Origin of the sequence: Mesorhizobium sp. CAU 1732, assembly GCF_039888675.1 — a bacterium.
GTDB lineage: Bacteria > Pseudomonadota > Alphaproteobacteria > Rhizobiales > Rhizobiaceae > Aerobium.
Genome location: NZ_JBDQQR010000001.1, coordinates 3,089,615 through 3,114,383, shown reverse-complemented (window position 1 = coordinate 3,114,383; position 24,769 = coordinate 3,089,615). Strand labels below are relative to the sequence as shown.

26 protein-coding genes are annotated in these 24,769 nt (G+C 64.6%); 10 read left to right on the top strand and 16 right to left on the bottom strand.

The window, feature by feature from the left end:
- Positions 1-36: 36 nt before the first annotated feature.
- The 4 genes from AAFN55_RS15170 to AAFN55_RS15155 form a co-directional block, all read right to left on the bottom strand.
- The gene (locus AAFN55_RS15170; protein WP_347799663.1) at positions 37-1,311 is read right to left on the bottom strand and encodes a beta-ketoacyl-ACP synthase; all 1,275 of its coding nucleotides are present in this window, start codon (positions 1,309-1,311) and stop codon (positions 37-39) included.
- Between the two features lie 18 nt (positions 1,312-1,329).
- Positions 1,330-2,517, bottom strand: a complete 1,188-nt coding sequence (locus tag AAFN55_RS15165) for a beta-ketoacyl-ACP synthase (RefSeq protein ID WP_347799662.1) — start codon at positions 2,515-2,517, stop codon at positions 1,330-1,332.
- A gap of 33 nt (positions 2,518-2,550) precedes the next feature.
- Positions 2,551-2,841: an acyl carrier protein gene (locus tag AAFN55_RS15160; RefSeq protein ID WP_347800277.1), complete on the bottom strand. Its 291-nt coding sequence runs from the start codon at positions 2,839-2,841 to the stop codon at positions 2,551-2,553.
- Positions 2,842-2,957: 116 nt separating this feature from the next.
- On the bottom strand, positions 2,958-3,518 hold the full coding sequence (locus tag AAFN55_RS15155) for a histidine phosphatase family protein (RefSeq protein ID WP_347799661.1): 561 nt from the start codon (positions 3,516-3,518) through the stop codon (positions 2,958-2,960).
- A gap of 135 nt (positions 3,519-3,653) precedes the next feature.
- Between AAFN55_RS15155 and AAFN55_RS15150 the strand changes: the two genes are divergently transcribed.
- From AAFN55_RS15150 to AAFN55_RS15140, 3 genes are all read left to right on the top strand, one after another.
- Entirely contained in the window at positions 3,654-4,604 is a 951-nt protein-coding gene (locus tag AAFN55_RS15150; RefSeq protein ID WP_347799660.1) for an AEC family transporter, read from the top strand.
- A gap of 145 nt (positions 4,605-4,749) precedes the next feature.
- Positions 4,750-6,207, top strand: coding sequence for an NAD-dependent succinate-semialdehyde dehydrogenase (locus tag AAFN55_RS15145; protein ID WP_347799659.1), 1,458 nt, complete (start codon positions 4,750-4,752; stop codon positions 6,205-6,207).
- Positions 6,208-6,217: 10 nt separating this feature from the next.
- On the top strand, positions 6,218-7,237 hold the full coding sequence (locus AAFN55_RS15140) for an aldose epimerase family protein (RefSeq protein WP_347799658.1): 1,020 nt from the start codon (positions 6,218-6,220) through the stop codon (positions 7,235-7,237).
- A 2-nt stretch (positions 7,238-7,239) separates the two neighbouring features.
- Here the strand turns inward: AAFN55_RS15140 and AAFN55_RS15135 are convergent, their stop codons facing one another.
- Positions 7,240-8,157 (bottom strand): sugar kinase, encoded by a 918-nt coding sequence (locus AAFN55_RS15135; RefSeq protein ID WP_347799657.1) that lies wholly within the window; start codon positions 8,155-8,157, stop codon positions 7,240-7,242.
- Between the two features lie 154 nt (positions 8,158-8,311).
- Between AAFN55_RS15135 and AAFN55_RS15130 the strand changes: the two genes are divergently transcribed.
- Positions 8,312-8,440, top strand: a complete 129-nt coding sequence (locus tag AAFN55_RS15130) for a hypothetical protein (protein ID WP_347799656.1) — start codon at positions 8,312-8,314, stop codon at positions 8,438-8,440.
- 4 nt (positions 8,441-8,444) lie between these two features.
- Here AAFN55_RS15130 and AAFN55_RS15125 read toward each other — a convergent pair whose 3' ends face one another.
- On the bottom strand, positions 8,445-8,897 hold the full coding sequence (locus tag AAFN55_RS15125) for an Lrp/AsnC ligand binding domain-containing protein (RefSeq protein ID WP_347799655.1): 453 nt from the start codon (positions 8,895-8,897) through the stop codon (positions 8,445-8,447).
- Between the two features lie 142 nt (positions 8,898-9,039).
- On the opposite strand from AAFN55_RS15125, the gene putA reads away from it, so the two are divergent.
- Positions 9,040-12,663, top strand: coding sequence for a bifunctional proline dehydrogenase/L-glutamate gamma-semialdehyde dehydrogenase PutA (gene putA, locus AAFN55_RS15120; protein ID WP_347799654.1), 3,624 nt, complete (start codon positions 9,040-9,042; stop codon positions 12,661-12,663).
- 61 nt (positions 12,664-12,724) lie between these two features.
- On the opposite strand, the gene AAFN55_RS15115 is transcribed toward putA, so the two are convergent.
- The 7 genes from AAFN55_RS15115 to AAFN55_RS15085 form a co-directional block, all read right to left on the bottom strand.
- Positions 12,725-13,039 carry an antibiotic biosynthesis monooxygenase gene (locus AAFN55_RS15115; RefSeq protein WP_347799653.1) on the bottom strand — a complete coding sequence of 105 codons (315 nt, stop codon included), beginning with the start codon at positions 13,037-13,039 and terminating at the stop codon, positions 12,725-12,727.
- A gap of 16 nt (positions 13,040-13,055) precedes the next feature.
- A complete protein-coding gene (locus tag AAFN55_RS15110) occupies positions 13,056-13,304 on the bottom strand; it encodes a hypothetical protein (protein WP_347799652.1) in 249 nt (82 codons plus the stop codon).
- Positions 13,305-13,325: 21 nt separating this feature from the next.
- The gene (locus AAFN55_RS15105) at positions 13,326-14,270 is read right to left on the bottom strand and encodes a TonB family protein (RefSeq protein WP_347799651.1); all 945 of its coding nucleotides are present in this window, start codon (positions 14,268-14,270) and stop codon (positions 13,326-13,328) included.
- Positions 14,271-14,356: 86 nt separating this feature from the next.
- Complete coding sequence (gene exbD, locus AAFN55_RS15100) at positions 14,357-14,824, bottom strand: TonB system transport protein ExbD (RefSeq protein ID WP_347799650.1); 468 nt, start codon at positions 14,822-14,824, stop codon at positions 14,357-14,359.
- Between the two features lie 4 nt (positions 14,825-14,828).
- Complete coding sequence (gene exbB, locus AAFN55_RS15095) at positions 14,829-15,776, bottom strand: tonB-system energizer ExbB (RefSeq protein WP_347799649.1); 948 nt, start codon at positions 15,774-15,776, stop codon at positions 14,829-14,831.
- A gap of 3 nt (positions 15,777-15,779) precedes the next feature.
- Complete coding sequence (locus AAFN55_RS15090; RefSeq protein ID WP_347799648.1) at positions 15,780-16,232, bottom strand: hypothetical protein; 453 nt, start codon at positions 16,230-16,232, stop codon at positions 15,780-15,782.
- A gap of 2 nt (positions 16,233-16,234) precedes the next feature.
- Positions 16,235-18,412, bottom strand: a complete 2,178-nt coding sequence (locus AAFN55_RS15085) for a TonB-dependent receptor (RefSeq protein WP_347799647.1) — start codon at positions 18,410-18,412, stop codon at positions 16,235-16,237.
- A gap of 248 nt (positions 18,413-18,660) precedes the next feature.
- Here AAFN55_RS15085 and hemP point away from each other — a divergent pair, with 248 nt between their 5' ends.
- The 5 genes from hemP to AAFN55_RS15060 all read left to right on the top strand — a co-directional run bounded on the left by hemP (position 18,661) and on the right by AAFN55_RS15060 (position 22,690).
- On the top strand, positions 18,661-18,819 hold the full coding sequence (gene hemP / locus AAFN55_RS15080; protein ID WP_347800276.1) for a hemin uptake protein HemP: 159 nt from the start codon (positions 18,661-18,663) through the stop codon (positions 18,817-18,819).
- A 16-nt stretch (positions 18,820-18,835) separates the two neighbouring features.
- Positions 18,836-19,891, top strand: coding sequence for a ChuX/HutX family heme-like substrate-binding protein (locus AAFN55_RS15075; protein WP_347799646.1), 1,056 nt, complete (start codon positions 18,836-18,838; stop codon positions 19,889-19,891).
- A gap of 82 nt (positions 19,892-19,973) precedes the next feature.
- A complete protein-coding gene (locus AAFN55_RS15070) occupies positions 19,974-20,786 on the top strand; it encodes an ABC transporter substrate-binding protein (protein WP_347800275.1) in 813 nt (270 codons plus the stop codon).
- Between the two features lie 10 nt (positions 20,787-20,796).
- On the top strand, positions 20,797-21,888 hold the full coding sequence (locus tag AAFN55_RS15065; RefSeq protein ID WP_347800274.1) for an iron ABC transporter permease: 1,092 nt from the start codon (positions 20,797-20,799) through the stop codon (positions 21,886-21,888).
- 10 nt (positions 21,889-21,898) lie between these two features.
- Positions 21,899-22,690: a heme ABC transporter ATP-binding protein gene (locus AAFN55_RS15060; protein WP_347799645.1), complete on the top strand. Its 792-nt coding sequence runs from the start codon at positions 21,899-21,901 to the stop codon at positions 22,688-22,690.
- A 12-nt stretch (positions 22,691-22,702) separates the two neighbouring features.
- Here AAFN55_RS15060 and rirA read toward each other — a convergent pair whose 3' ends face one another.
- The 3 genes from rirA to AAFN55_RS15045 form a co-directional block, all read right to left on the bottom strand.
- Positions 22,703-23,167 (bottom strand): iron-responsive transcriptional regulator RirA, encoded by a 465-nt coding sequence (gene rirA / locus AAFN55_RS15055; RefSeq protein ID WP_347799644.1) that lies wholly within the window; start codon positions 23,165-23,167, stop codon positions 22,703-22,705.
- 103 nt (positions 23,168-23,270) lie between these two features.
- The gene (locus AAFN55_RS15050; RefSeq protein ID WP_347799643.1) at positions 23,271-24,059 is read right to left on the bottom strand and encodes an anti-sigma factor; all 789 of its coding nucleotides are present in this window, start codon (positions 24,057-24,059) and stop codon (positions 23,271-23,273) included.
- The gene (locus tag AAFN55_RS15045; RefSeq protein WP_347799642.1) at positions 24,056-24,598 is read right to left on the bottom strand and encodes an RNA polymerase sigma factor; all 543 of its coding nucleotides are present in this window, start codon (positions 24,596-24,598) and stop codon (positions 24,056-24,058) included. The genes AAFN55_RS15050 and AAFN55_RS15045 overlap by 4 nt, the downstream gene beginning before the upstream one ends.
- Positions 24,599-24,769 lie beyond the last annotated feature (171 nt).

Below are 24,769 nucleotides of genomic sequence, written 5' to 3'. Positions count from 1 at the left end.
GTTATGTCCGCTGTCGTGATGGTCTGGCGTTGCGGACTAGACCGGTTCCCGCGCCATGACAAGGCAGGTGTTCTGGCCGCCGAAGCCGAAGGAATTGGAAAGCACGGAGCGAACCTGCGCCTCGCGCTTCACGTTCGGCACCACGTCGAGCTCGATCGCGGGGTCCGGATGGTCGTAATTGATGGTCGGCGGAATGACGCCTTTCGCCATGGTGAGGATCGAGATGACCGCCTCGATCGCGCCGGCGGCCGACAATGTGTGGCCGATCATCGACTTGTTGGACGACACCGGAACGCGCTTCATGCGCTCGCCGAAGACGGTCGAGAGCGACATGTGCTCCATCTTGTCGTTTTCCGGCGTCGAGGTGCCGTGGGCATTCACATAGTCGATCTCGTCGGCGGACATGCCCGCATCGGCCAATGCCGCCGTGACCGCAGCGATAGCCGGCGACCCATCAGGCTTGGAGCGGGTGCGATGGAAGTCGTCGGCCTTTTCGCCGCAGCCGCGCATGATGCCGAGCACGGTCGCGCCGCGTGCATGGGCGCTTTCGAGCGATTCGAGAACGAGGGCGGCGGAGCCTTCGGCCAGAACGAAGCCGTCGCGGTCCTTCGAGAAGGGTTTTGACGCCGTCGTGGGATTGCCGTTCTGCGTCGACAGTGCCGAGAGAAGCGAGAAGCGGATCAGCGCTTCGGCGGTCGCGGAGCCGTCTGCACCGATCGCGAGCGCGCGGTCGCATTCGCCGCGCCGGATCGCTTCGACGCCGAGCTGGATCGCGGTCGCGCCCGAAGCGCAGGCGGTCGACAGCGTGATCGGAAGCCCGACCGTGCCAAAACGATCAGCCAAGCGGTCTGCGATCGCGCCGAACTGGCCGGAATCGAAGGTTTCTCGATTGAGCTGCTCGCGCGCCACCGCAAGCAGGCGCTCATATTCGGGGGCTTCGAGATCCGCAGCTGAATAGAGCGCGAGACGCTCGTGCCAGTCGAGCTCGACGGGCGGCGATGCGAGGAAGAGCGGGCCGGCGAAATAGCCGGTGTCGAAACCTGCCCCCTGGACGGCTTCGGTGCCTGCGAGCTCGGCCAGCTCATAGGTCAGCGCGCTGGCGCCCTTGTCGCTGGATTCGAGAAAATCGACGGTTCCGGCAATCGTCGTGTTGAGATGATCGGTCGGGAAGCGCGTGATCGGGTGGATGCCGGACGTGCCGGAGGTCAGCGCCTGCCAATTGTCCTCGACGCCGGTGCCGAGCGACGTCACCAGGCCTACGCCGGTGACCGCCACGATGGGCCTGCCGAGATGATCCGTATAGGTCGTCATCAAACGTCTCCCAGCGGTTCAGGCCGCCACGACGAGTGCTGCGCCTTCGAAGCGGCTGTAGCCGATCGCGGTCGCGACGACGGCCTCGGGCGCGCCGTCGATGGGCGTCTCGTTCTCTGTGTCGAAGGGCGGGTAGGGCTGCCCGTTGGCAATCGCAAGCGCCGCCAGCGCGATCGCGAACGGGAACTGCGCTTCCTTGAGGTGCCCGGTCAGCGATGAAAAACCACGGACCGCGAAGTCGCCCGCGCCCGACAGTGCGGTACGCTCAGCGCCGGTCGCCGCGTGGGCACCGGATGCGCCGGAAATTGCCAAAGTGGGACGAGCGGGCACTTCGAGCGCGCGAACGAGACCGGAGATGGCGTCTACAAAGTCGCCCTCATTGCGCTTGGCGCGGCCCGATGCGACCTTGCCGATTACAGCATAGGCCTTGCGGCCGCGCGCTTCCGCGTGTTCGCGCGATTCCAGCACGAGAAAAGCGCCGCCGGACCCTGAGATAACGCCGCCGCCTTCATTGCCCGCACGCTGCCAGACCGGTTTCCAGCGTTTGCGATGCAGGAAGCCGCCCAGTTCGTAGCCGAGCAGCATGTCGGGATGTTCCGTCTGGAACGCGCCTCCGACGAGCATATGGCTCGACTGGCCCGAGCGGATGCGCGCGGCAGCCGTTTCGATCGCCGAGACGCCGGCGGCTTCTTCGCCCATGAACGTGCGCGAGGAGCCGGTCACCTTGTGGACGATGGAAATGTTGCCGGCCAGGAGGTTCGACAGTTGGGCGAGGAACAGCGTCGGGCGCAGTTCGGTCGTCAGCTTCTCGTTGAGGAGAAGGTCGTGGTCGTTGCGGGTCCGCGCGGCATCCAGAATGCCCTGGTCGACGGCCACGTCGCGCTCGCCGCCGCCGGCTGCCACGATCATGTCCATCGTCGCGCAGAGCGCTTCGTCCTGCTTGATGCCGGCATCGTCGAGCGCCATGCCCGCGGCATAGGTGCCGAGGCGCTGCCATGTTTCCATCTGCCGCTGATCGCCGCGCTTGGCGATCTGCAGGCCCCAATCGATCTCGGGCAGGGGATGGACGGTATAGGGCGCGAAGCGGTCACGCTCGATCACCGGCTCGGCATTCGCCTGCGACAGCGCCTGCCAATGCCGCTCGGCCCCTTCGCCAAGGGAAGAGACGAGACCAATACCGGTGATGACGACGTCGCGTGCGCTCATGTCCAACTCAGGTGCAATGACCGCCGGAGCGGATCACGTGGCGTTCTTTGCCGCGACGAGCGCGTCGATCTTGGCGCACAGGTTCTCCATGACGAAATACTCCTCCGTGGAGGCCTTTCCGTCATTGACTTCCTGGGTCCACTTCTCGAGCGGGACCTTGATGCCGAATTCCTTGTCGATCGCGAACACGATGTCGAGGAAGTCGAGGCTGTCGATGCCCAGATCGTCGATGGTGTGGCTTTTGGGCGTGATCGTCTCACGGTCGATCTCGCTGGTTTCCGCGATAATGTCGGCAACCTTGTCGAATGTCGATGTCACTGTGATTCCCTCTAATGCAGGGCGCAAACTACCTGATTGTTTGCGGCTCTCTAATCGGTTTTTGCAGGCAGGAAAAGGGCAGGGGTCCAAAAAGTAGCCCGGGTGCCGGTCTTCTTGGCCCGTCAGTTGAAGATGATGCGCCCGATCGTATGGAGCCCGTCATCGGCTGCCGAGACGATCACGGCCTCGCCTTCGCGCGGCGTGATGCCGAGCATGGCCTGGATATTTTCGGGATGCGTGACGAGAACGAGGTTGCCGCGTCCGGAATAGTCGCGGATCAGTGCGACAATCTCGTCCTTTGCCGCAACGGCTCTTTCCGGGGCTCCCGATATCAAATCCAGTGCCTCGAGTTCCTCGACCAGATCCTCGCCGAAAGCCCTGATCGCAGTGTCCAGGCAGCGGCAGTAGCGGCTGGAGAAAACCTGCTCCACGGGTTCGGCACGCGCGGCGAACAGTGCGCCGATGCGTCGCGCCTGCTGGCGACCCCGATCGGAGAGATTTCGCTGCGTGCGGCAGTTTTCGATGTCGAAACTGGCCGGGTCGCCGGTGCCTGGGGCGTTGGCGTTGACCAGGAACACGACCTGTCCGCCATTGCGCAGAAGCGCCCATCCCGCCTCGGTGGCATTCGCCTGTGGCGCGGCGAGAAGAAGAAAAGCAATGACAGCGACTATGAAACGATGCATCCGGGCCCCTTTGCGTCACCTTGCATATAGGGGACGGCGACGGTGCAGGGAAGGCGGCTTGCCCCGATCGCGCCAAACCGACAGGAATGCTGACCTGCTTGCGGGCAGGGGCCAATTGCTCTAACCGCCTGTCTCATGTCCGCCGTGGTCGAAACAATCGCCTTCGTGTTCGGCCTCGTCGCCCTCGGCTACGTGGCCGCGTGGACGGGTATACTGCGGACTCAGGTCGGCGACGCGCTCACCGAATTCGCCGTCGTGGTTGCCGTTCCGGCCTTGCTGTTCCGCACCATGACCACCATCGATTTGCAGGGCACGGACCCGACCTCGCTGTGGTTCAGCTATTTCTGCTCCGTTCCGGTGGCGTGGATAGCCGGGCACTTCGTCGCCACGCGTGTCTTCGGCCGGGATGCGGCAGCCGGTGTCGTGGCGGGCATCGCGTCGTCCTTCTCCAATCTTCTCCTGCTTGGAATTCCCTTTGTCCTCGGCGTTTTCGGCCAGCCGGGCATGGATGTCCTGTCGCTGCTTCTCGCCATCCATCTGCCGACGATGATGGCCGCCTCGATCGTGATGTTCGAGCTCGCCCGACGCGGCGAGGGCGAGCCGTCGCACCCCTTGAAGGTCTTGCGCGACTTCCTGCGCAACCTGTTCTCCAACCCGTTGATCATCGGCATCCTGGCCGGGCTCGCCTGGCGTCTGACCGGTCTCGACATGCCGGTTGTGGGCATGCGCTTCATCGATGCGTTTGCCGGCATTGCGGGCACTGTCGCCTTGTTCGCGATGGGGCTTGGCCTGCGGAAATTCGGGATCAGCGGCAATGTGAAGCCGGCCATCGCGCTGGGCGCGATCAAGCTGGTCGTCATGCCGACGATCGCGCTCGGCGTCGCCATTTTGTGGGGTCTGCCGCCACTGACCGCCAAGATCATGGTCATCGCGGCGTCGCTGCCGACGGGCGTGAACCCCTATCTGATCGCCACGCGCTTCGGCACAGGTCAGGTGCTTGCGTCCAACACGATGACGATCTCAACCGCGTTTTCGGTGATCACACTGGGGTTCTGGCTGATGGTGGTCCAACTGGTTTTCGGTTGACCGCCTTCACATGGGCCGCGAAGAACCTAAATTGCGATTGACGCTCACATTCACGATGAGCTGAGAGCAGTCGGCGGCCGTTTGCCGCGACGTCAACAGACATCTAGGAACGGCGTGCCCGACACGCCGAAGGGAGATCGGAAACATGCTCCAGAAAACCAGTCACTTCATGCGCCAGGCGATCCTCATCGACGGCGAGTGGGTCCAGGCCGATTCCGGCGCGACGATCGACGTCACCAATCCCGCGACAGGCCTGACGATCGGCACCGTGCCGAAGGCGGGCAAGGCCGAGACGCGGCGTGCGATCGAAGCCGCCGACCGGGCGTTCAAAACCTTCCGCAAGACGTCGGCGGCCGAACGCTCCAAGCTTCTGCGCAAGCTGCATGACGCGATCCTCGACAATCAGGATGCGCTGGCCGAATTGCTGACGCTCGAGCAGGGCAAGTCGCTGGCCGAGGCCAAGGGCGAAGTCGGAGCGTCCGCTGCCTACATCCTGTGGTTCGCCGAGGAAGCTCGCCGCACCTATGGCGACGTCGTGCCGAGCCCATGGGCCGACCGACGCATCATGGTGACCAAGGAGCCGGTCGGCGTCATCGCGGCGATCACGCCATGGAACTTTCCGTCCTCGATGCTGGCCCGCAAGATCGGTCCCGCCATCGCGGCGGGCTGTACCAGCGTCGTGAAGCCTGCGTCGCAGACGCCCTATTCGGGCCTCGCCTGGGGCGCGCTGTGCGAGGAGGTCGGCATTCCCAAAGGCGTGATCAACATCGTCACCGGCTCGGCAGGCGAGATCGGCGATGAAATCTGCGCCAATCCGATCGTCAAGAAGATCACGTTCACGGGCTCGACCGAGGTCGGCAAGATCCTGATCGAGAAGTCCGCCGCGACCGTGAAGAAGGTCTCGATGGAACTTGGCGGCAACGCTCCGTTCGTGGTCTTCGACGATGCCGATCTCGACCGCGCGGTAGAAGGCGCGATGGTGGCCAAGTACCGCAACTCCGGCCAGACCTGCGTCTGCACCAACCGCTTCTTCGTGCAGGAAGGCATCTACGACCAGTTCGTCGAGAAGCTCGCTGCTGCGTCGAAGAAGCTCAAGGTCGGCCCCGGTGTCGAGGATGGCGTCCAGCAGGGTCCGCTGATCGACGGCAAGGCTGTCGAGAAAGTCGAGGAACTGATCGCCGACGCCAAGGGCAAGGGCGCGACGATCGTCGCGGGCGGCAACCGCCACGCACTCGGCGGCTCGTTCTTCGAGCCGACCGTCATCTCGAACGCCACCACCGACATGCGCTTCATGAAGGAAGAAATCTTCGGCCCGGTCGCTCCGGTCTTCAAGTTCAAGTCCGAGGACGAGGCGGTCGAACTCGCCAACGACACCGAATATGGCCTTGCCTGCTATTTCTACACCAGCGATCTCGGCCGCGCCTTCCGCGTCATGGAAGGCCTGAAATACGGCATGGTCGGCGTCAATGAAGGGCTGATCACGACGCCGGAAGCGCCGTTCGGCGGCGTCAAGGAATCGGGCCTTGGCCGCGAAGGCGGACATCAAGGCATCGAGGATTACCTCGACACCAAATATGTCTGCATCGGCGGCCTCGGTTTCTAAGGGAAGCGGCATGAGCGTCGAAGCCTTCGGAACGACACGCGAGGGCGACACCGTTCAGCGTGTGACGATTTCGGGCGGCGGATTGACCGCCCGGATCATCACCTACGGCGCCGTGGTGCAGGATCTGCGCCTCGGCGGCCACCCGGCGCCGCTCATTCTCGGCTTCGAGCGCTTCGAGGATTATCTCGACCATTCGGTGTTCTTCGGCGCGATCGTCGGGCGCTATGCCAACCGCATCGCAAACGGGCGCTTCGCGATCGACGGCGAGCGCTTCCAGGTCGAGACCAACGATCGCGGCCATCACCTGCATGGCGGGTCGAACGGCCTCTACAATCGCGTCTGGTCGATTGCGGAGACGGGGGCGGATTTCGTCACGCTGGCGATCCACGATCCATCCGGCGCGATGGGATTTCCCGGCGCGCTCGACATTTCGTGCACCTACCGGGTCAAGGCATCAGGCACGCTCAGCGTCGAACTGTCGGCGACGTGCGATCGCCCGACGCTGTGCAATCTGGCGCAGCACGCCTTCTTCAATCTGGACGACGGCGGTCGCGGCACCATTCTCGACCATCGCATGACGATCGCGGCGGAGGCCTATCTGCCGATCGACGACGACTGCATTCCGACCGGCGATGTCCTGCCGGTTCAGGGCACGCCGTTCGATTTCGTCATGCCGCGCACGATCCGCCGGACGCGCGACGACGAAGCGCTCTACGACCACAATTTCTGTCTTACGGCAGCGCGCGGTCCCCTGCGGCGGGCTGCATGGGTGCAAGGCGGCCAGTCCGGCGTCGAGATGGAAGTCTGGACGACGGAGCCGGGGTTGCAATTCTTTGCCGGGCAGATTCCCGACAGGTCGGTGGCTGGACTGGACGGGATTACTTACAAGTCCCGCGCGGGATTCTGCCTCGAGCCGCAAATTTGGCCGGATTCGCCGAACAGGCCCTATTTCCCGCAGGCGGTGCTGCGCACCGGCGAGGAGTACAGGCAGATGAGCGAGTTTCGCTTTCGCCTTCCGCAGGATGCCTGATTTCAGCTCCTGAAGGCTGACTGCAACGTCTCGAACGGGGCCAGCGCGCCACGAACCTGCACCACGGCGGCGGCGACCGTATGGGCGCATTTCGCCGCTTCGACCGGCTCATGACCGAGCAGGCGCGCCGCGAGATAGCCTCCATTGAAGGAATCGCCGGCGCCGGTCGTGTCGATCGGGTTGGCGACATGCACCGCAGGCAAGGTGTGCTCACCATTATCGGCGGAGACGAGGGCGGGTTCAGAACCGTCCTTCACGACGATCTCGCCGACACCGGCCGCATGCATGCGCCTGGCGGTGTCCTGCTGGGTCTTGTCGCCGTACAGCATCTGCTCGTCGGGAAAGGTGGGCAGGGCGATGTCGACCACGCGAAGCGCGTCGTCCAATGCCTTGCGGGCCGCTTCGGGTGATGCCCACAGCCGCGCGCGGTAGTTGGGGTCGAAAGCAATTTTGCTGCCCGCGCTGCGCGCCGTGGCGATCGCGTCGAGCATCGTCGATCTGGTGTCGTCGTCCAGAATTGCCAAAGTGATTCCGGAAAAGTACACAAGTGCCCGATTTTCAAGGCTTTTTGCCAGGTCGGCAGGGTCGTCGGCGAGGCGTCGTGCTGCCGCGTCGGCGCGCCAATAGGTGAAGGAGCGTTCGGCTCCGTCGAGCGTGATGGCGTAGAGACCGGGCCGCGCGCCCGCTATGCGGGGACTGGATGCAGTCCCGATGCCATTCTCCGCGAAGAAGGCGAGTTGCTGTGCGGAAAAGGGGTCGTCGCCGAATGCGCTGACATAGTCGGTCGGGTATTCTTCGCCGCAAAGCGCCCGCAGAGCCCACAGCGTGTTGAACGTGTCGCCGGCATGGCCCATGCGCCAGTCCGCGCCGCCGCCGGACAATTCCAGCATGCATTCCCCGATCGATGCGATGCCCTTCATCGGCAGCAAGCCTCCCCGTCTGCAATGGCGCGCACTGTGTACACAATAGGATCGGCTCGCGCCATCACCTGATGCATGAGATCACCAAGCACCGATTGCAAAGCGGCCTGAGCCGACAGTATAAATGCAGACATGTCCCCGGAGAGAGATAAACATGCGCTACGTCGTCGTCATCGCGGGAGTTACTTTCTTCGTGATCTGGGAAATTCTTTACGACGACTGGGGCGTGACGCGCATGGTGTTCAACGAACTCGCACGGGTGTGGTCGCGGCTGGGGTTCTGACGGGTCAGCGGTCCTTCACCGTTTCCATCGCCACATAGGTCGATGTCTGCGCCACGTGCGGCAGCGCCGATATGCGCTCGCCCAGCACGCGCCGATACGCGGCGATGTCCTTCGTGCGCACTTTCAGGAGATAGTCGAAGCTCGACGCGATCATGTGGCACTGCTCGATTTCCGGCACGGCAAGCGCGGCCTTGTTGAAGGCGTCGAGCGCTGCGGATCGGGTATCCGAGAGTTTCACCTGCACGAAGGCGACATGGCCTTCGCCCATGCGCTCGCGATCGATGATGGCCGAATAGCCGCGTATGTAACCGTCGCGCTCCAGCCGCCTGACGCGCGCCTGCACCGGCGTCTTCGACAAGCCCACCTGAAGGCCGAGATCCGCCATGGACAGCCGCCCGTCGCGCGCGAGCGCGGCAAGGATGTTCCGGTCTATCCGGTCCAGATGATCTTCCGCCATGAAATTCGCGCGCCGAATGGTTTGATTGATGCCTCTAAAATAGACTGAAAAGCCTGCCAAGTCGACGCGTTTGGAAAGTGCGTGGGGGATGGCGCATGATATGGTCCGCGCATCGCATTTCCCGTTGCCCAAGAAGGCCGCCATGACGTCCAAAGTGCTCGACACGTTTCGCCGCTCGATCCGCCAGAACTATCTGCCCGACGAGGGGCAGGCGCTCGACCGTCTGGTCGACCTCGCAAGCCTTTCGGACGCGGACAGGGTGGCGATCTCGGCGCGTGCCGCCGACCTGGTGCGGGCCGTCAGAAGCGCCTCGAACCCGCAATTGATGGAGGTTTTCCTCGCCGAATACGGCCTCTCGACCAAAGAGGGCGTCGCGCTGATGTGCCTTGCGGAAGCCCTGCTTCGCGTGCCGGACGCCGAAACGATGGACGATCTGATCCGCGACAAGATCGCGCCGCACGACTGGTCGGCGCATTCGGGCGATTCCAACTCGATCTTCGTCAATGCCTCGACATGGGCGCTGATGCTGACCGGACGGGTCCTGGAGGAGAACGACAGCGGGATCGAAGGCACGTTGCGGTCGATGATCCGCCGCCTTGGCGAACCCGTCATCCGCAAGGCCGTGTCGGCTGCCATGCGCGAAATGGGCGAGCAGTTCGTGCTCGGCCGCACGATCGCCGAAGCGGTCAAGCGCGGGCGCGACTACACGCGCAAGGGGTATTACTACTCCTTCGACATGCTGGGCGAGGCGGCGCGGACCGACAAGGACGCGCTGCGCTACCACCGCGCCTATGCGGAGGCGATTTCGGCCCTGAATGCCGGTGCGACGGATGCGGATATCGCCAAGAATCACGGCATCTCGGTCAAGCTGTCGGCGCTTCATCCGCGCTACGAGGTGGCGCAGAAGGAGACGATGCTGCCGGTTCTCGCCAAGCGGCTGTTCTCGCTGGCGCTTGCGGCGCGGCATGCGCGCATGGGCCTCAACATCGATGCCGAGGAGGCCGACCGCCTCGATTTGTCGCTCGACGTGATCGAACGCGTTCTGGCCGAGCCGGAACTGGCCGGCTGGGACGGTTTCGGTGTCGTGGTGCAGGCCTACGGTCCGCGCGCGCCTCACGTGATCGACTGGCTCTACGCGCTCTCCAAGCGTCTCAACCGCCGGATCATGGTTCGCCTCGTCAAGGGCGCCTATTGGGATACGGAGGTGAAGCGCGCGCAGGTGATGGGGCTCGACGGTTACCCGGTCTTCACGCGCAAGCCGAATACGGACGTTTCCTACATCGCCTGTGCGCGCAAGCTGCTCGGCATGACCGACCGGATTTACCCGCAATTCGCGACCCACAACGCCCATACGGTCGCGGCGATTCTCGCCATGGGAGAAGACCGGACGGCGTTCGAATTCCAGCGTTTGCACGGCATGGGCGAGGCGCTTCATGAAGCGGTTCGCAAGGCCGAGGGCACGCGGTGCCGCATCTACGCGCCGGTGGGGGCGCATGAGGACTTGCTGGCCTACCTCGTACGGCGTCTGCTCGAGAACGGCGCCAATTCATCCTTCGTGCATCAGATCGTCGACAAGGCGGTGAGCGCCGAAGAGATCGCGCACGATCCCTTCGCGACGGTCTCAAACCAGGGACCGGCGGCCAATCCGGCCATCCCGAGCCCGGCTGACATCTTTGGCGAACAGCGTGCCAATTCGAAGGGCTGGGACATCACGGATATCGAGACGCTGGCCGCCATCGAGGACGGGCGCAAACGCTTTGCCGCGCCGCATGCCTGGCGGGCGGCGCCGACGATTTCGGGCAAGCCGGCCAAGGGGCAGGCGACGGAGGTGGTCAATCCCGCGCTTCCGCAGGAGATTGCCGGCGAGGTGGTCGAGGCGACCGCCGCAGATGTGAAGAAGGCGGTCGATGCGGCGGTGAAGGCGCAGCCGGCTTGGGAGAAGACGCCGGTTTCCAAGCGGGCGGAAGCGCTGCTTCGCGCGGCCGACCTCTACGAGGAGAACGCCGTTGAGTTCTTCGCGCTGTGCACGCGCGAGGCTGGCAAGACGCTCGCCGACGGCATCGCGGAGGTGCGCGAGGCCGCGGACTTCCTGCGTTACTACGCGGGCGAGGCCGCGAAGGCCGAGCGCCACACGACGGCGCGGGGCGTGATTGCCTGCATCTCGCCCTGGAATTTTCCGCTGGCGATCTTCACGGGCCAGATCGCGGCGGCTCTGGTGACCGGCAACACGGTCGTCGCCAAACCCGCCGAACAGACGCCGCTGATTGCCGCGCGCGCCGTCGCGCTCATCCACGAGGCGGGTGTTCCCGCCGGCGTGCTGCAACTCCTGCCGGGCGACGGACCCAATGTCGGCGGACCGCTGACAGCCGATCCGCGCATCGCCGGCGTCTGCTTCACCGGATCGACCGAGGTCGCGCGCATGATCGAGCGTCAGATCGCGCAGACGGCGGAACCGGAGGCGATGCTGATCGCCGAGACCGGCGGTTTGAACGCCATGATCGTCGATTCCACCGCGCTGCCTGAACAGGCCGTGCGCGACGTCATCGCGTCCGCGTTCCAGAGCGCGGGCCAGCGCTGTTCGGCGCTGCGCATCCTCTATGTCCAGAAGGACGTCGAGGCCAAACTCATGGAGATGCTGAAGGGCGCGATGGAGGCGCTGCGCATCGGCGATCCCTGGCAGATCTCGAGCGATGTCGGGCCGGTTATCGATGACGAGGCGCGGACGGCCCTCATGTCTTATTGTTCTGACATGGAGACCAAAGGGCGGCTGATCGCCAAGCTCGACCACCCGGAAGGCGGGCGTTTCGTCGCCCCGCACATCTTCCGCGTTTCAGGCATCGGCGAGATGCAGCGCGAGATGTTCGGCCCGATCCTGCATGTCGCGACCTTCGAGGCGGATGCGATCGACCAGGTGATCGCCGACATCAACGCCAAGGGCTACGGCCTCACATTCGGCCTGCATACGCGCATCGAGGCCCGCGTGCAGCATATCGTGGACGGCATTCATGCCGGCAACATCTACGTCAACCGCAACCAGATCGGCGCGGTCGTCGGCTCGCAGCCATTCGGCGGCGAAGGGCTCTCGGGCACGGGGCCGAAGGCCGGCGGGCCGCACTATCTGCGGCGATTCCGCAAGGGCGAGGTCACCGCGCTCAAACCTGCCGAAGGGGAGGTGGTGCCGCTTCGCCGGCTTCGCGAACACATGCCCGACGCGACGCGCGGCGGCTGGTCGACGCGGCTCGATCGCATTTCAGTCCTGCGGAAGCATCTGCGCGGCAAGGGCGCCGACGCGATCGGGGCGTCCGCGTCCATCGATTTCGGACCGGTCGATCTGCCGGGGCCGACGGGAGAGGCGAACACGCTGCTGCTGGTGCCGCGCGGCCGCGCGCTTTGCCTCGGGCCGGATCGCGACACGGTGTTCGCCCAGGCGATCCAGGCGCTTGCGGCCGGAAATTCGGTGCTGGCCGTAGCACCCGGCGCGCGTGCCGCACTGTCGTCCCTGACCGGCAAAGGCATGCCGGTCGAGGCCATCGACGGGATCGTGGATGCGGCCGACCTTGGCGAACTCGCCGTCGAAGTGGTGGCGACATCGGCAGACGAAGCCACGCTGCGGGCCGTGCGTACGGCCCTGGCGGGCCGCGAAGGGCCGATCGTGAGGCTGGTCGCCGCGGTGATCAATCCGACGGCCTATACGCATGAGCGGGCCGTCTGCGTCGACACCACGGCGGCAGGCGGCAATGCCAGCCTGCTCGCCGCGGCGGAGTAGGGCATCGGACCGAAAAGTGGAATCCGGTTTTCGGGTTATTCCGATGCTCAAAACAAGGATTTCAGGCGCCTTCGACGATCGAGAAACCCTCGAACTGCGGGTGGCCGATATAGGCGGGCTTGCGGTCGCCGGCATTCTTGTGGGCGTCACGGAAATTCTGCGACTTCGTCCATGCGACGAAGTCGTCATGGCTTTCCCACACGGTGTGCGAGGCGAACAGTGTGTAGCCTTCCTCGGCGTTCACCGGCCCGCGCAGCAGGTGGAACTCGCGAAACCCGGCCATCTCGTGGAGGGTCGAGTCGCGGTTCTTCCAGACCGCTTCGAAATCGTCCTCGGAGCCGGTCTTCACCTTGAAGCGGTTCATTGCGATGTACATGCTTGTCCTTTCGAGTTTATTTCAGTGATGCTTTGGGCTGGCTGGCAGCCACGGTTGGCTTTGGTCTGAAGCCTACCACGTTGCCGGGAAGAAAGTCGGGGACCGCGCCGGTCGGGTTGGGGCCCGACTGGGTCGCGTTGATCTCGACGATGCCGGGATTGCCCTCGATGAGCGCCTCGCGGTGTGCCAGGAGGTCGAGCAGCTTGGGGTGCAGCCCGTCGCCTCTGGATGCAGCAAGGCGGTGAAGGGCGATCATGTCGGACATCGGTCTTCCTTTCGATCGCAGTCAGCGTCCGAAGCCCAGCGGCTGTCGGAACGGCCAATTTCTGCCGTCCGGCGTCGGAGGGAACGGCGATGCACGCCGAACCGTGTCGAGCGCGGCCTGATCGAGGTCCGGCGAACCGGAGCTGCGCGCGATGCTGACTGACCCGACTGCGCCGGAGCCGCTGACCGTGAAGCTCACCAGAACTTCGCCACGTCCGCGTCCGCGCGTCTGCCGCAAGGCGCGACGCAGCTTCGACGTCACCTTTCCGGGATAGTTGGACATCGCGGCATTGCCGGCCTGCGTGTTGCGGTGGCCGCGTTCGGATTGCTGGGTTGCACGCGCGTTCTCGGAGCCGCTGGCAGAGCCCCGGCGGGCATCGGCCTGGTTCTGTCCCTGCGAGCCGGCGGCAGGGCGCTCTGCCTGTCGTCTCGGCGCAGGCTCTTCGCGTTTTGGACGTTCGGTCCGCTGGCGCTCCACAGGTGGCGCTGGCGGCGTGTATTCGGGCCGAGGGGACGGCAGCGGAACGTCTTCGATCGCGGCCAGTTCGTCCGGTTCCTCGACGGGCTGCGCTTCTTCGACCGGTGTCGCGGTCGCGATCGACACGTCCGAGGGCGGGGACGCCTCGATCGGCGTCGTTTCCACGGGTGGGGTCTCGACAGGCGTTGCGGTCTCTACCGGCTCTGCTGGCTGAACCGGTGGAGGTGCAGCCTGCTCGACGGGTTCGGCCTGCTCTACCGGCGGCGTTTCGGCGGGCTGCGCCTGCGTGGCCTGCTCGACAGGCTCGACGGCGTCGGCTTCGGTGGGTTCGACGGTATCGGTCACCTCGCCTGCCGCAACCTGATCTGCCTCTGCGACACCGAGGGCCGCCAGATCGACCTCGATGGGCGCGCCGCCTTCGATCTGCACCAGGGGCGCTGGCGGCGTGCGCATCAGCCACCACGCGGCACCGGCGTGCGCACTGAACATCACGACCGCCGCTGTCGTCCACACCGCAAGCTGGGCCCTGGAGGTTCTGGCGAGCTGCCGTGACCAGGCTATGTCGGGATGCGCCATCATTCTGTGTCGGTGGTCTCTGTGTCGTCGGCGGCGGGCGAGGCGACCGGCCCTTCGAGCCCGACGAGCGCGATCTTGGTGTAGCCGCTGATGCGCAGCACGTTCATCACGATCATCAGGTCGCCATAGGGCACGGCCTTGTCGGCACGCAGGAATATCCGTGCGTCTCGATCGCCCTCGGTGATGCGATCGAGGGCGCCGCGCACCGCCTCGTGCGTCACCTGTTCGTTGCCGACGCTGACCGACAAATCGTCCTGCACAGTGACGTAGACCGGTTCGTCCGGGCGCGGCTGGGGCTGGGCGGCCGAGGTCGGAAGATCGACATTGACGTCCACGGTCGCAAGCGGAGCCGCGACCATGAAGATGATGAGCAGCACGAGCATCACGTCGATGAAGGGCGTGACGTTGATCTCGTGGTTTTCCGCGAGATCGTCGTTCTCGGTGCTGGACTTCAGGCTTCCGGCCATCCCGCTACTCCGCTGCCCGCGTCACCGGTGCGCGGCCTGGCTGCGCCGCGCGATGGTCGAGGTCACGGCTCACCAGACGCTCCACCGCTGCGGAGGCGTCCGCCAGAAGAAGCCTGTAGCCCGAAATGCCCCGCGCGAAGACGTTGTAGATCACGACGGCGGGAATCGCAGCGACGAGACCCAGTGCGGTCGCGAGAAGGGCTTCGGCGATGCCCGGCGCGACGATTGCGAGGTTCGTCGTCTGCGCTTCCGAGATGCCGATGAACGAGTTCATGATGCCCCAGACGGTTCCGAAGAGGCCGACGAACGGAGCCGTCGAGCCGATCGTCGCCAGAACACCCGTTCCGCGCGTCATGCGGCGTGCCGCCTGCGCCTCGATGCGTCCGAGATGCGACGTGATGCGTTCTTTCAGGCCCGCCGCGCCGCCGTGGTCGAGCGTCGTTTCCGACATCGCAAGTTCGTGGCCGGCCGCGCGGACCATGAGCATGGCGGGACCCTTGCCCCTGTTCTCCAGCTCCCGTCCCGCTTCCAGCAGGCTCCGGGCACTGACGATGCGGTCGAGTGCGCCCGACACGCGGCGCTTGGCGCCCGCGAGTTCCAGCGTCTTCGCCAGCCAGACGGTCCAGGTGATCAGCGAGGCGATGGCGAGGCCGATCATGACAGCTTTGACGACCCAGTCGGCCGCCATGAACATGCCCCATGGGGACAGGTCGTGGGGGAGCGTGCCGTCGCGCGGGCTCGCCTCGGTCTCCAGCGGCACGGGCTGCTGGGCGGTATCCGCCGCAGGCTGATCGGGTGTCGTCGGCGCTGGCGCCTGCTGCTCAATAGGCGCTGGCGGCGTCTGCTGCGCATGTGCGGCGCTTCCCAGCGTCAGGGCGGATGCCATCCAGCCGGCGAGAAGCAGTGCGACGAGCCGGCCCGATGCCCGGGCGGATAGACGTGTGATGATCATGTGTTAGCTGCCGAACCGGATTTCCGTACGCGTTTCTGTCTCGAGGCCGCGTATGCAGGCCCCCGTCCCAATGCCGTCGCCGACGCATTGCGTGGCGTCGTTGACCAGCACCCGGCCAAGATTGTTGCAATCGACGCCTGAGAAGTCGAACTGCCTGACCTTGGTCTTGCCCTGTGGCAAATCCTTGAAATCCACGATCGTCAGGCGGCTCACCATGCCAGCCTTGTCGAACAGAACGAGCTCGAACGCGGCGTTGGCGAGTTCGCCCTGCAATGCGTTGGTGACGACGAAGGTGAACCTGCAGCCATTGTCGGTGGGCTGCGTGGCATTGAGTTCCACCCGAAGAGCGGGGGCGGAGGATTGCTCCTCCGTCCCTTGCGCCGTCGCGTGGTGCAACGGCGCTGCGGCCATCAGCAGGACCGAGGTCAGAAAACGGCCCATAGCTGCGTGTCGCATGCCTACCATCCTATCTGCTTGGACAAGGAGACCTTGAACGTCCGGCCCATGGCACGGTCGTTGTTCAGGAATTCCTTGTAGTCCTGGTTGAAAATGTTGTCGATTCCGCCGGTCACTTCCCAGCCCGCGAACTGGTTGTCCTGAGGCTTCCAGGTTGCGAAGACGTCATGGACGTCGAAGGCCTTGGCGTAACGGGTGGTGTTGGGGACCGGCGGTGTATCGCTCACGAGCGCGGGATCCTGTGGGTTCGAGATGATGCGCGAACGCCAGCCGAAGCGGAGGTCATGCTGCGGAATCTTGCCGCCGATGGTGAAGGCGAGCGCATGCGGCGCGACCGAGGTCAGGTAGGACCCATCCGACTTGTCCTTGCCGACGACATGCGAATAGGACGCGTTGGCGAAGACGTAGTCCGCTTCGTAGGCCGCCTCGACCTCGAAGCCATAGATCTCGGCCTCGTCGACGTTCCGGAAGCCGGGCCGGGGGTTCAGGCCGGGGGTGAAGGGCGAGTCGAGTATGATCAGGTCGGTCACGTCATTGTAGAAGCCGGTCACCTTGACCTGCCCGGAATCCCCGCCCTGCAACATGTCGTAGCCGGAGAGCGCGAAACCGGCCTCGAAATTGTTCGATCGCTCCTTGCGCAGGCCGAGGCTCGGATAGAAGATCGCCGACGAACTCGCCGTCGAGAAAACCTCGTCGATCGTCGGGAAGCGCTCGGTGTGGGCGATGGAGCCGAACACGGCAAGCGTGTCGTTGAAGCGGTAGTGCGCCGCGATCTTGGGCGAGATCGCCGTGTCGTTGGTGTCGGAGGCCGTCAGGCCGGTTCCCGGATCGATCACGTTGCCGTCCGGCGAAAGGCTATGCCAGTCGAGCCGCACACCCGGGATGAGCGTCAGCTTCTCGTCCCAGACGAACTCGTTCTGTACGAATATTCCGGTTTTGAAATCCGTCCCTTCGGGATGGAAGGTGACCGGGAACGCCGTGCCGTTGTTGAAGAAGGATTGCGCCTCGCGCGTCTGGAAGGTGGTCTGGCTGCCGAAAGTAAGGTGGTTTTCCCAGTTGCCGCCGCTCCAAGCTATCGTGTTCTGGGCGTTCAACTGCCATGTCCGGTAGGCATAGTCGGAATCGCAGACCACGGCGAAGCTTCCGGGGCTGCAAGCCGGCCGCAGGTCGGCGTTGCGCTGGCTGTTGCTGGTGTCGGAGTAGGACGCCGAGACCTTCACGTCCAGCATGTCGTTGTCGCTGAACGGGTTCTCGTAGGAAACGATCGCCGTCTGGTCGACGACGTGGCGATCGATGAGGCCGAAGAACGCGGCCGTGCTGGTCTGCGAGAGCTGCTGGCGGTCGAGATCGGAATCCCACCGCTGATAGGACGCGCGCAGCGTGCCTTCGTCGCCGACGTTGAAGGTGCCCTTGACGAGCCCCGACCACGCCTTGAAGTTGCTGCCGATGATCTCGTTGCCCGCGCCGTCCTTATAGGGGTCGGCAAAGCGATAGTTTCCCGCGACCAGCAGTTCGGCGGCTTCGTTGAAGCGATGCGCGAGAACCGGGGAGAACAGCCATCCATCGCCATTGCTCGAATAGCTGCTCTTCATGCGCAGTGCGCCGCTCTGTCCGTCGGCGATGAAGTCCGAGGCGTCCTTGGTCTCGAAATTGATGACGCCGCCGAGCGCGCCGGAGCCGTATAGCGTGGACGAGGCCGGCCCGCGAAGCACTTCGACGCGCTTGTAGAGTTCGGGATCGGAGAAGAACGAGCCGAGGCGGTACTGTTCGTAGAACTTCTGCACGCCGTCGACATTCACGATGATGCGTCCCGCATCGCCGCTGTTCTCGGGCGCGCCGACGCCGCGAATGTTGAAGCTCTGGCCGAGCACGCGATCCGAGCCCGTCACGTTCACACCGGGCACCGACCGCAACACGTCGCCGATGCTCTGTGGCTGCAAGATGTCGATTTCTTCCTGATCGACGACGGTTACGGATTGCGGCGTGTCGATCGCAACCTTCTCGACGCCCGCGCCGACGACAAGACGCTGGAGAAGGGTCACGCGACCCTGCTTTTGCGCCTGCGCCGTCGTCTGCGGATGCGTTGCCGTGTCCTGTGCGGACGCCTGCATTATCCCAGCCACCATCGCCATTGCCGCTCCGCCAAGCAGAACGGCCGTCTTGCGAGCCACCAGCCCCATGTCCCAAACTCCTGATTTTCAAGGGTCACGCTGGCTGGCATCTCGCTTGCTCGCATCATCCGGAGTGTCTTAATGTTGACTGCTTCACTCCGGTATTGCACTCCCTATTAAACCTGATAATTAGTGTCAAGAATTACAGCGCAATTTAGCGACGTCGTCCCAGCCAGCATCCGCGAGCCCGGCACACAGAAAGGAACGGTATCGTGAACAGCTTTACGCCCAGCAATCATCCGTCATTCCGCAGGTCGATCACCGAGCATCGCCCGGAGATCATGCCGCGTCCGCTGACCAGGATCGTCACGAGCGATTCGCTGTTCCGCGGGACGCACGAGATCGGGATCGAACATGAAGGCGCGATGTATCGGCTGAAAATCACCCGTCAGGGCAAGCTGATCCTCAACAAGTAAGATTTCAGGTGACATCATGAGTGCTGAAGCGAAACCCGCTCCAGAAGCGATCCGGCGCGCGCGCGCTGAAAACCCGAAAATGCGCGAACGCGATCTCGCGGCGCAGCTTGGCATCTCCGAAGGCGATCTGGTTGCAGCCCATGTGGGCGAGGGCGTGCGGCGCGTCGAGCCGCGCGTCAACGACCTCCTGCGTGGTCTGGAGGCGGTCGGCGAAGTCATGGCGCTGACCCGCAACGAAAGCGCCGTGCACGAGAAGATCGGCATCTACGACAAGGTCTTCACGGGCGATCGCAATGCGATGGTGCTTGGCGCCGACATCGATCTGAGAATTTTCCCGAAGGCCTGGGCGCACGGCTTTGCCGTCGAAAAACGCGACGGCGATGCCGTACGCCATAGCCTGCAGTTCTTCGACGAAGCGGGCGACGCGGTCCACAAGGTGCATCTGCGCCCGAACTCCAATCTCTACGCCTATCAGAAGCTCGTCGCCGAGCTGGTGTCAGCGGATCAATCGCAGGGCATCGAGACGCGGGCGATCTCGGCCGTCGAACCGGAGGACGGCGAAACGGGGTCGGCTCACGAACTTCGCGAACGCTGGAGCGCGATGACCGACGTCCATCAGTTCTTCGGCATGCTGCGGACGCTGAAGCTCAGCCGACGCCAGGCCGTGGGCATGGTCGGAGACGATTATGCGTGGCTCCTCGACGGTGGCGCACTGCCGGCGATGTTCACCCATGCCGCGCAGGAGGAAATCCCCATCATGTGCTTCGTGGGCAATCACGGGTGCATCCAGATCCATTCCGGCCCGGTCCAGAACATCAAGACGATGGGACCGTGGATCAATGTCATGGACGAAACCTTCCATCTCCATCTGCGGCTCGATCACGTCGCCGAGGTGTGGGGCGTGCGCAAACCGACCAAGGACGGTCATGTCACGTCGCTCGAAGCCTATGACGCGAACAACGAATTGATCATCCAGTTCTTCGGCAAGCGCCACGAAGGCGAGGGCGAGCGGCCCGACTGGCGGATGATCGCCGAAAACCTGCCGCGGATACCGCGCTCCAGTGCGGCCTGAGGAGACTGCAATGCGTTTGAAATATCTCGCGCCATCGCTGGCGCGCTGCCTTGCGTCCGGGGCGATCGTGGGCCTGCTCACCATGTCTGCCGCCGCGCAGGAAGTGGACACGTCCCGCATCGTCGCGATCGGTGGCTCGGTGACCGAGATCGTCTACGCATTGGGCGAGGAAGCACGCCTCATCGCCCGCGATTCCACGAGCGTCTTCCCCGAGGCCGCACTTGCTCTCCCCGATGTCGGCTACATTCGCCAGCTCTCGCCCGAGGGCGTTCTGTCGGTCAATCCAAGCCTCATTCTCGCGCTCGAAGGCAGCGGCCCGCCTGAAGCGCTGGAGGTGTTGCAGAAGGCCAGCATACCGCTCGTGACGGTTCCCGAGAAATTCGATCGTGAGGGCATCGTCGATAAGGTGCGCATTATCGGCGAGGTTCTTGGCGTGGAGGATAAGTCCGCTGCCGTCGCCAGCCAGATCGATGCCGATCTGGCATCCGCCGAAACCGCCGCCGCCTCGGTCGAGGAAAAGAAGAAGGTGCTGTTCGTCTTGTCGTTGCAGGGTGGGCGAATCCTTGCCTCCGGCACGGACACAGCGGCAAATGCGATCATCGGCATGGCGGGCGGCGAGAATGCCGTCACCGACTATTCCGGCTACAAGCAACTGACCGACGAAGCCGTCATCGAGGCTGCGCCCGACGTCATCCTGGCGATGGATCGGGGCGGCGACCACGCCACGCAACTCGACGAGCTCGTGACCCATCCGGCGCTAGCGGCGACGCCTGCCGGGCGCGATGCCAAGGTGGTGCGTATGGATGGTGCGTTCCTGCTCGGCTTCGGACCGCGCACGGCGGCTGCCGCGCGCGATCTGGCCGCCGCGCTTTATGGCAAAGCGGCTGCGGACTGATCTCATGGAAATGTTGCAGAGGGCGGCTGGCGGCTTCTTTTCCGCGCCGGTCGTGGCGGGTGACCGCTCGGCGCGTGCACGCGCGACGATCGTTATCCTTGCTGTGGTCCTGGTCGTCGTCGCGTTGTTCAGCCTTACGGCGGGTGCCTCCGATGCGTCGGCAGTGGATGTGGTGCTCGGCTGGCTCGGCGGGGCGGAGGATGGCGCGCTCAGCGCCCGCGACCGCATCATCGTCTACGACATAAGATTGCCGCGCATGATCCTCGGCGTACTGATCGGGGCAGCGCTTGCGGTGTCCGGCGCGGTGATGCAGGGGTTGTTCCGCAATCCGCTGGCCGATCCCGGCCTGGTCGGCGTGTCGGCCGGTGCAGGCCTGGGCGCCATCAGCATCATCGTGCTTGGGGGTGGCATTCTGGGTCCGGTCATCGCGCTGTTCGGCATCTACGCGCTGCCGCTTGCCGCCTTCGCCGGCGGCCTCGCGACGACGCTGCTGCTGTATCACGTCGCCACGCGGCGCGGGCAGACGTCGATCGCCACCATGCTGCTTGCAGGCATCGCGCTCGGTGCGATGGCGGGCGCGTTTTCGGGCGTTTTGATCTACCTTGCGGACGACCGGCAGCTCCGCGACCTGACCTTCTGGGGTCTGGGATCGCTGGCCGGCGCGACGTGGACCAAAATCCTGTCCGCGGGGCCGATCATCGCCCTGGCGCTGCTCGCGGCACCGTTCATGGCGCGCTCGCTCAACGCGATGGCGCTCGGAGAGGCGACCGCGCACCATCTCGGCATTCCGGTGCAGCGCTTCAAGAACATCGCGATCGTGGTCGTCGCGGCGGCCACCGGCGCGTCGGTCGCCGTTTCGGGCGGCATCGGCTTCGTCGGCATCGTCGTGCCGCATCTGCTGCGGCTGCTGATCGGGCCCGATCACCGCTATCTCCTGCCGGCGTCGGCGCTGCTCGGCGCGTCGCTTCTGCTGCTCGCCGACGCCGTCAGCCGCACGATCGTCGCGCCTGCGGAACTGCCGATCGGCATCGTGACCGCCGCCGTCGGCGCACCCTTCTTCCTGTGGATATTGCTGCGCAAGCGCGGCGTCCTGGACCTGTGAGGACCCTGCCATGATCGACGCACACGACGTTTCCGTGATGATCGGCACCACGCGCATTCTGCACGATGTCTCGTTCGAAGCGCGGGCGGGAACTGTGACGGCCATCGTCGGGCCGAACGGATCGGGCAAGACGACCTTCCTGAAGGCGTTGTCGGGCGATCTGCCCGCGTCCGGCACGATCAGGCTGAACGGCCGCGACCTGCGCGACATGAAGCCCTGGCAGGCCGCTGGCCTGCGTGCGGTGCTGCCGCAGGCGACCACGCTGTCGTTTCCGTTCACCGTGCGCGAGATCGTCCGGCTGGGGATCGTCAATGGCCGCACGGGCGCGCTTGCAGGCGAGGCCGAGCGTCTTCCCGACCGTGCCCTGGCGAAGGTCGATCTCGATGGTTTCTCGGGGCGATTTTATCAGGAGCTTTCAGGCGGCGAGCAGCAGCGCGTCCAGCTTGCACGGGTCCTGTGCCAGGTCTGGGCGCCGGTTCTCGATGGCGAGCCGCGCTGGCTGTTTCTGGACGAGCCGGTGTCGTCGCTCGACATCAAGCACCAGTTGATCATCATGAAGATCGCCCGCGAGTTCGCGTCTCGCGGCGGCGGCGTGGTCGCGATCCTGCATGATCTGAACCTCACCGCGATGTTCGCCGACGAGGTGACCGTGATGTGCCGGGGCAGGGTGGCGGCGTCGGGTTCGCCGCGCGCCGTCCTGACGGACGATCTGATTCACAGGGTTTTCGACTGCCGGCTCAAGGTCGGCGTGCTGCCCGCGGGCGACATGCCGTTCGTCCTGCCGCAATCGGCGACGCTCTGAGCGCTTGAGGTCTCAGTTTGCCGCGGCGACCCGGGGCGGCAGGTCTGCGATCCCGAGAAGATCGCGCATCGACGGCCGTGCCTTGACCAGATCATCGATCGAATAGCTCTCCAGCACCTCGAAGAAGGCACCGAGCGCTTTGCGCAGCGCCTCGTTGAGGGCACACGAATCCACAAGCGGGCATTCGGTGGCGTCGTTCTCGAAGCACTCCGCCATGGCGAAGTTGTCTTCAGTGACGCGGACAACGTCGAAGAGCGAAATATCGGTCGCCGGCTTGCCGAGGCGAACGCCGCCATTGCGGCCCCGCACGGTCTCGACGAGCTTGTTCTCGACCAGCGGCTGCAGAATCTTGAACAGGAACAGCTCCGACACCGAATATGCGGCTGCGATCTCCGCGATCCGGCTGAGCTTGCCGTCATTTGCGGCGCAATACATCAGGATGCGGACTGCGTAATTGGTCTGGCGTGTGAGTCGCATGGACTCCCCTTCCGCGGTGATTGACTCGTCGTCTCTATATCGTCCTTACCTTAGAACAATTCCAGAGAGCAAATCAAGAAAAACATGACTGCAGAATTCATGTTTATCGCGATCGCGCTGCCGCCAGGGCTTCGGCTTCTGCTTCGGCCGACATCGGCTCACCCGCTCCAGCCGTTTCCAGATAGGCGTTGAGGGCCTCCAGCGAGGAGGCCGGCGCATAGCCGTCATTGCTGGTGCGCGACACGACCACGAAAGCGGTCTGCCAATCCGCTCCATCCCGGCATGCGACGGAGACGACCGCTGCGCCGCCCGGCGTGTCCACCTCGAACTCGCGGCACAGCGCGCCTGCGCCATTCTCGAAGGTTGCGATGCCACGGAACCGTGCCTCACCGCCAGCCAGCGACACGTCTCCGCCAGAGGGAGCCGTGTCCAGCGTCCGGGGGAGATCGGTGAGCGACAAGCCCGCGACCTGGAGAGCGCCGGGAGCGGGCGTCTGCGATGTGCCGAGCGTATATCCGCCGACACCGGCAAGCACTGCAATGAGCGAGGCTGCGATCGGCGCGATCCAGCGCGAGCGGAACCATGGGCTGTCGTCATTTGCCGCGCGCCGCAGCGGCGCCACGCCCGCGCGCTTTTCGGCCAGAGCGTCCTCGGCCTTGGCGCGCTCGATCATCGCCTCGATGTTCTGGCGCAGCGCGGCAGGCACGGTGTCATCGGTACGCGATACGACCGCGTCCCTGGCCTGAAGCCGCGTTTCCATGAACATTCCGACGCGAAGGGCGATATCGTCGTCCGTCTCCAACGCGCGTTCGACGGCGGCGGCTGTCGCCGCGTCGAGTTCGCCATCGGCGTAAGCCATGAGTGTTTCGTCGTCGAAAGTCTGCACGGTCATCGCCTCTCATCCTTGTCGGCAGGGGAACGTGCGGTCCCGCCGCTTATTCCCGTGATCTCGGCAAGTCTGCGGCGCGCGCGCGCCAGCCTGCTCATCACCGTGCCGATCGGAATGCCAAGCACCTCGGCGGCGTCCTTGTATGAAACATCCTCGACACAGGTCAGCAGCAGGACCTCGCGCTGCTCGTCTGGCAAGGCATCGATCGCGTCGCTGACGCTCTGCATCGTCGACCGGGCCTCGACGACCTGCACCCCCGATATGCCGGCGAGGTCGGGACGGTCGTCGATATCGTCGGTCGGTCCCGCCGTCTTCTCGCGGCGCACGCGATCGATCCACAGATTGCGGATGATCCGGAACATCCAGGCATCGAAACGCGTGTCGGGCTCGTAGCGCGCAGCGTTCGCAAGTGCGCGCTCGCAGGCCGACTGGACGAGATCGTCCGCCTTGTCGGCCGAGCGCGTGAGCGAAAGCGCGAAGCGCCGCAGCGTCGGCAGCATCGCGATCAGTTGCGCGCCTATGTCTTCTGCATTCGAGGTCATGCTCGGCCGGTTTGTTGCGAATATCTGTCGCGACGTGGAATATTGGCGACGTCCAGCCGTTTCACATGCAAGGCTGAACGATCTTGTCGGTCGTCATGATGATGAGGCACGACACGGGAGTCAAGACGGGAATGTCAAGAAAAACCAATGTAAACAATGGCTTGACTTGCA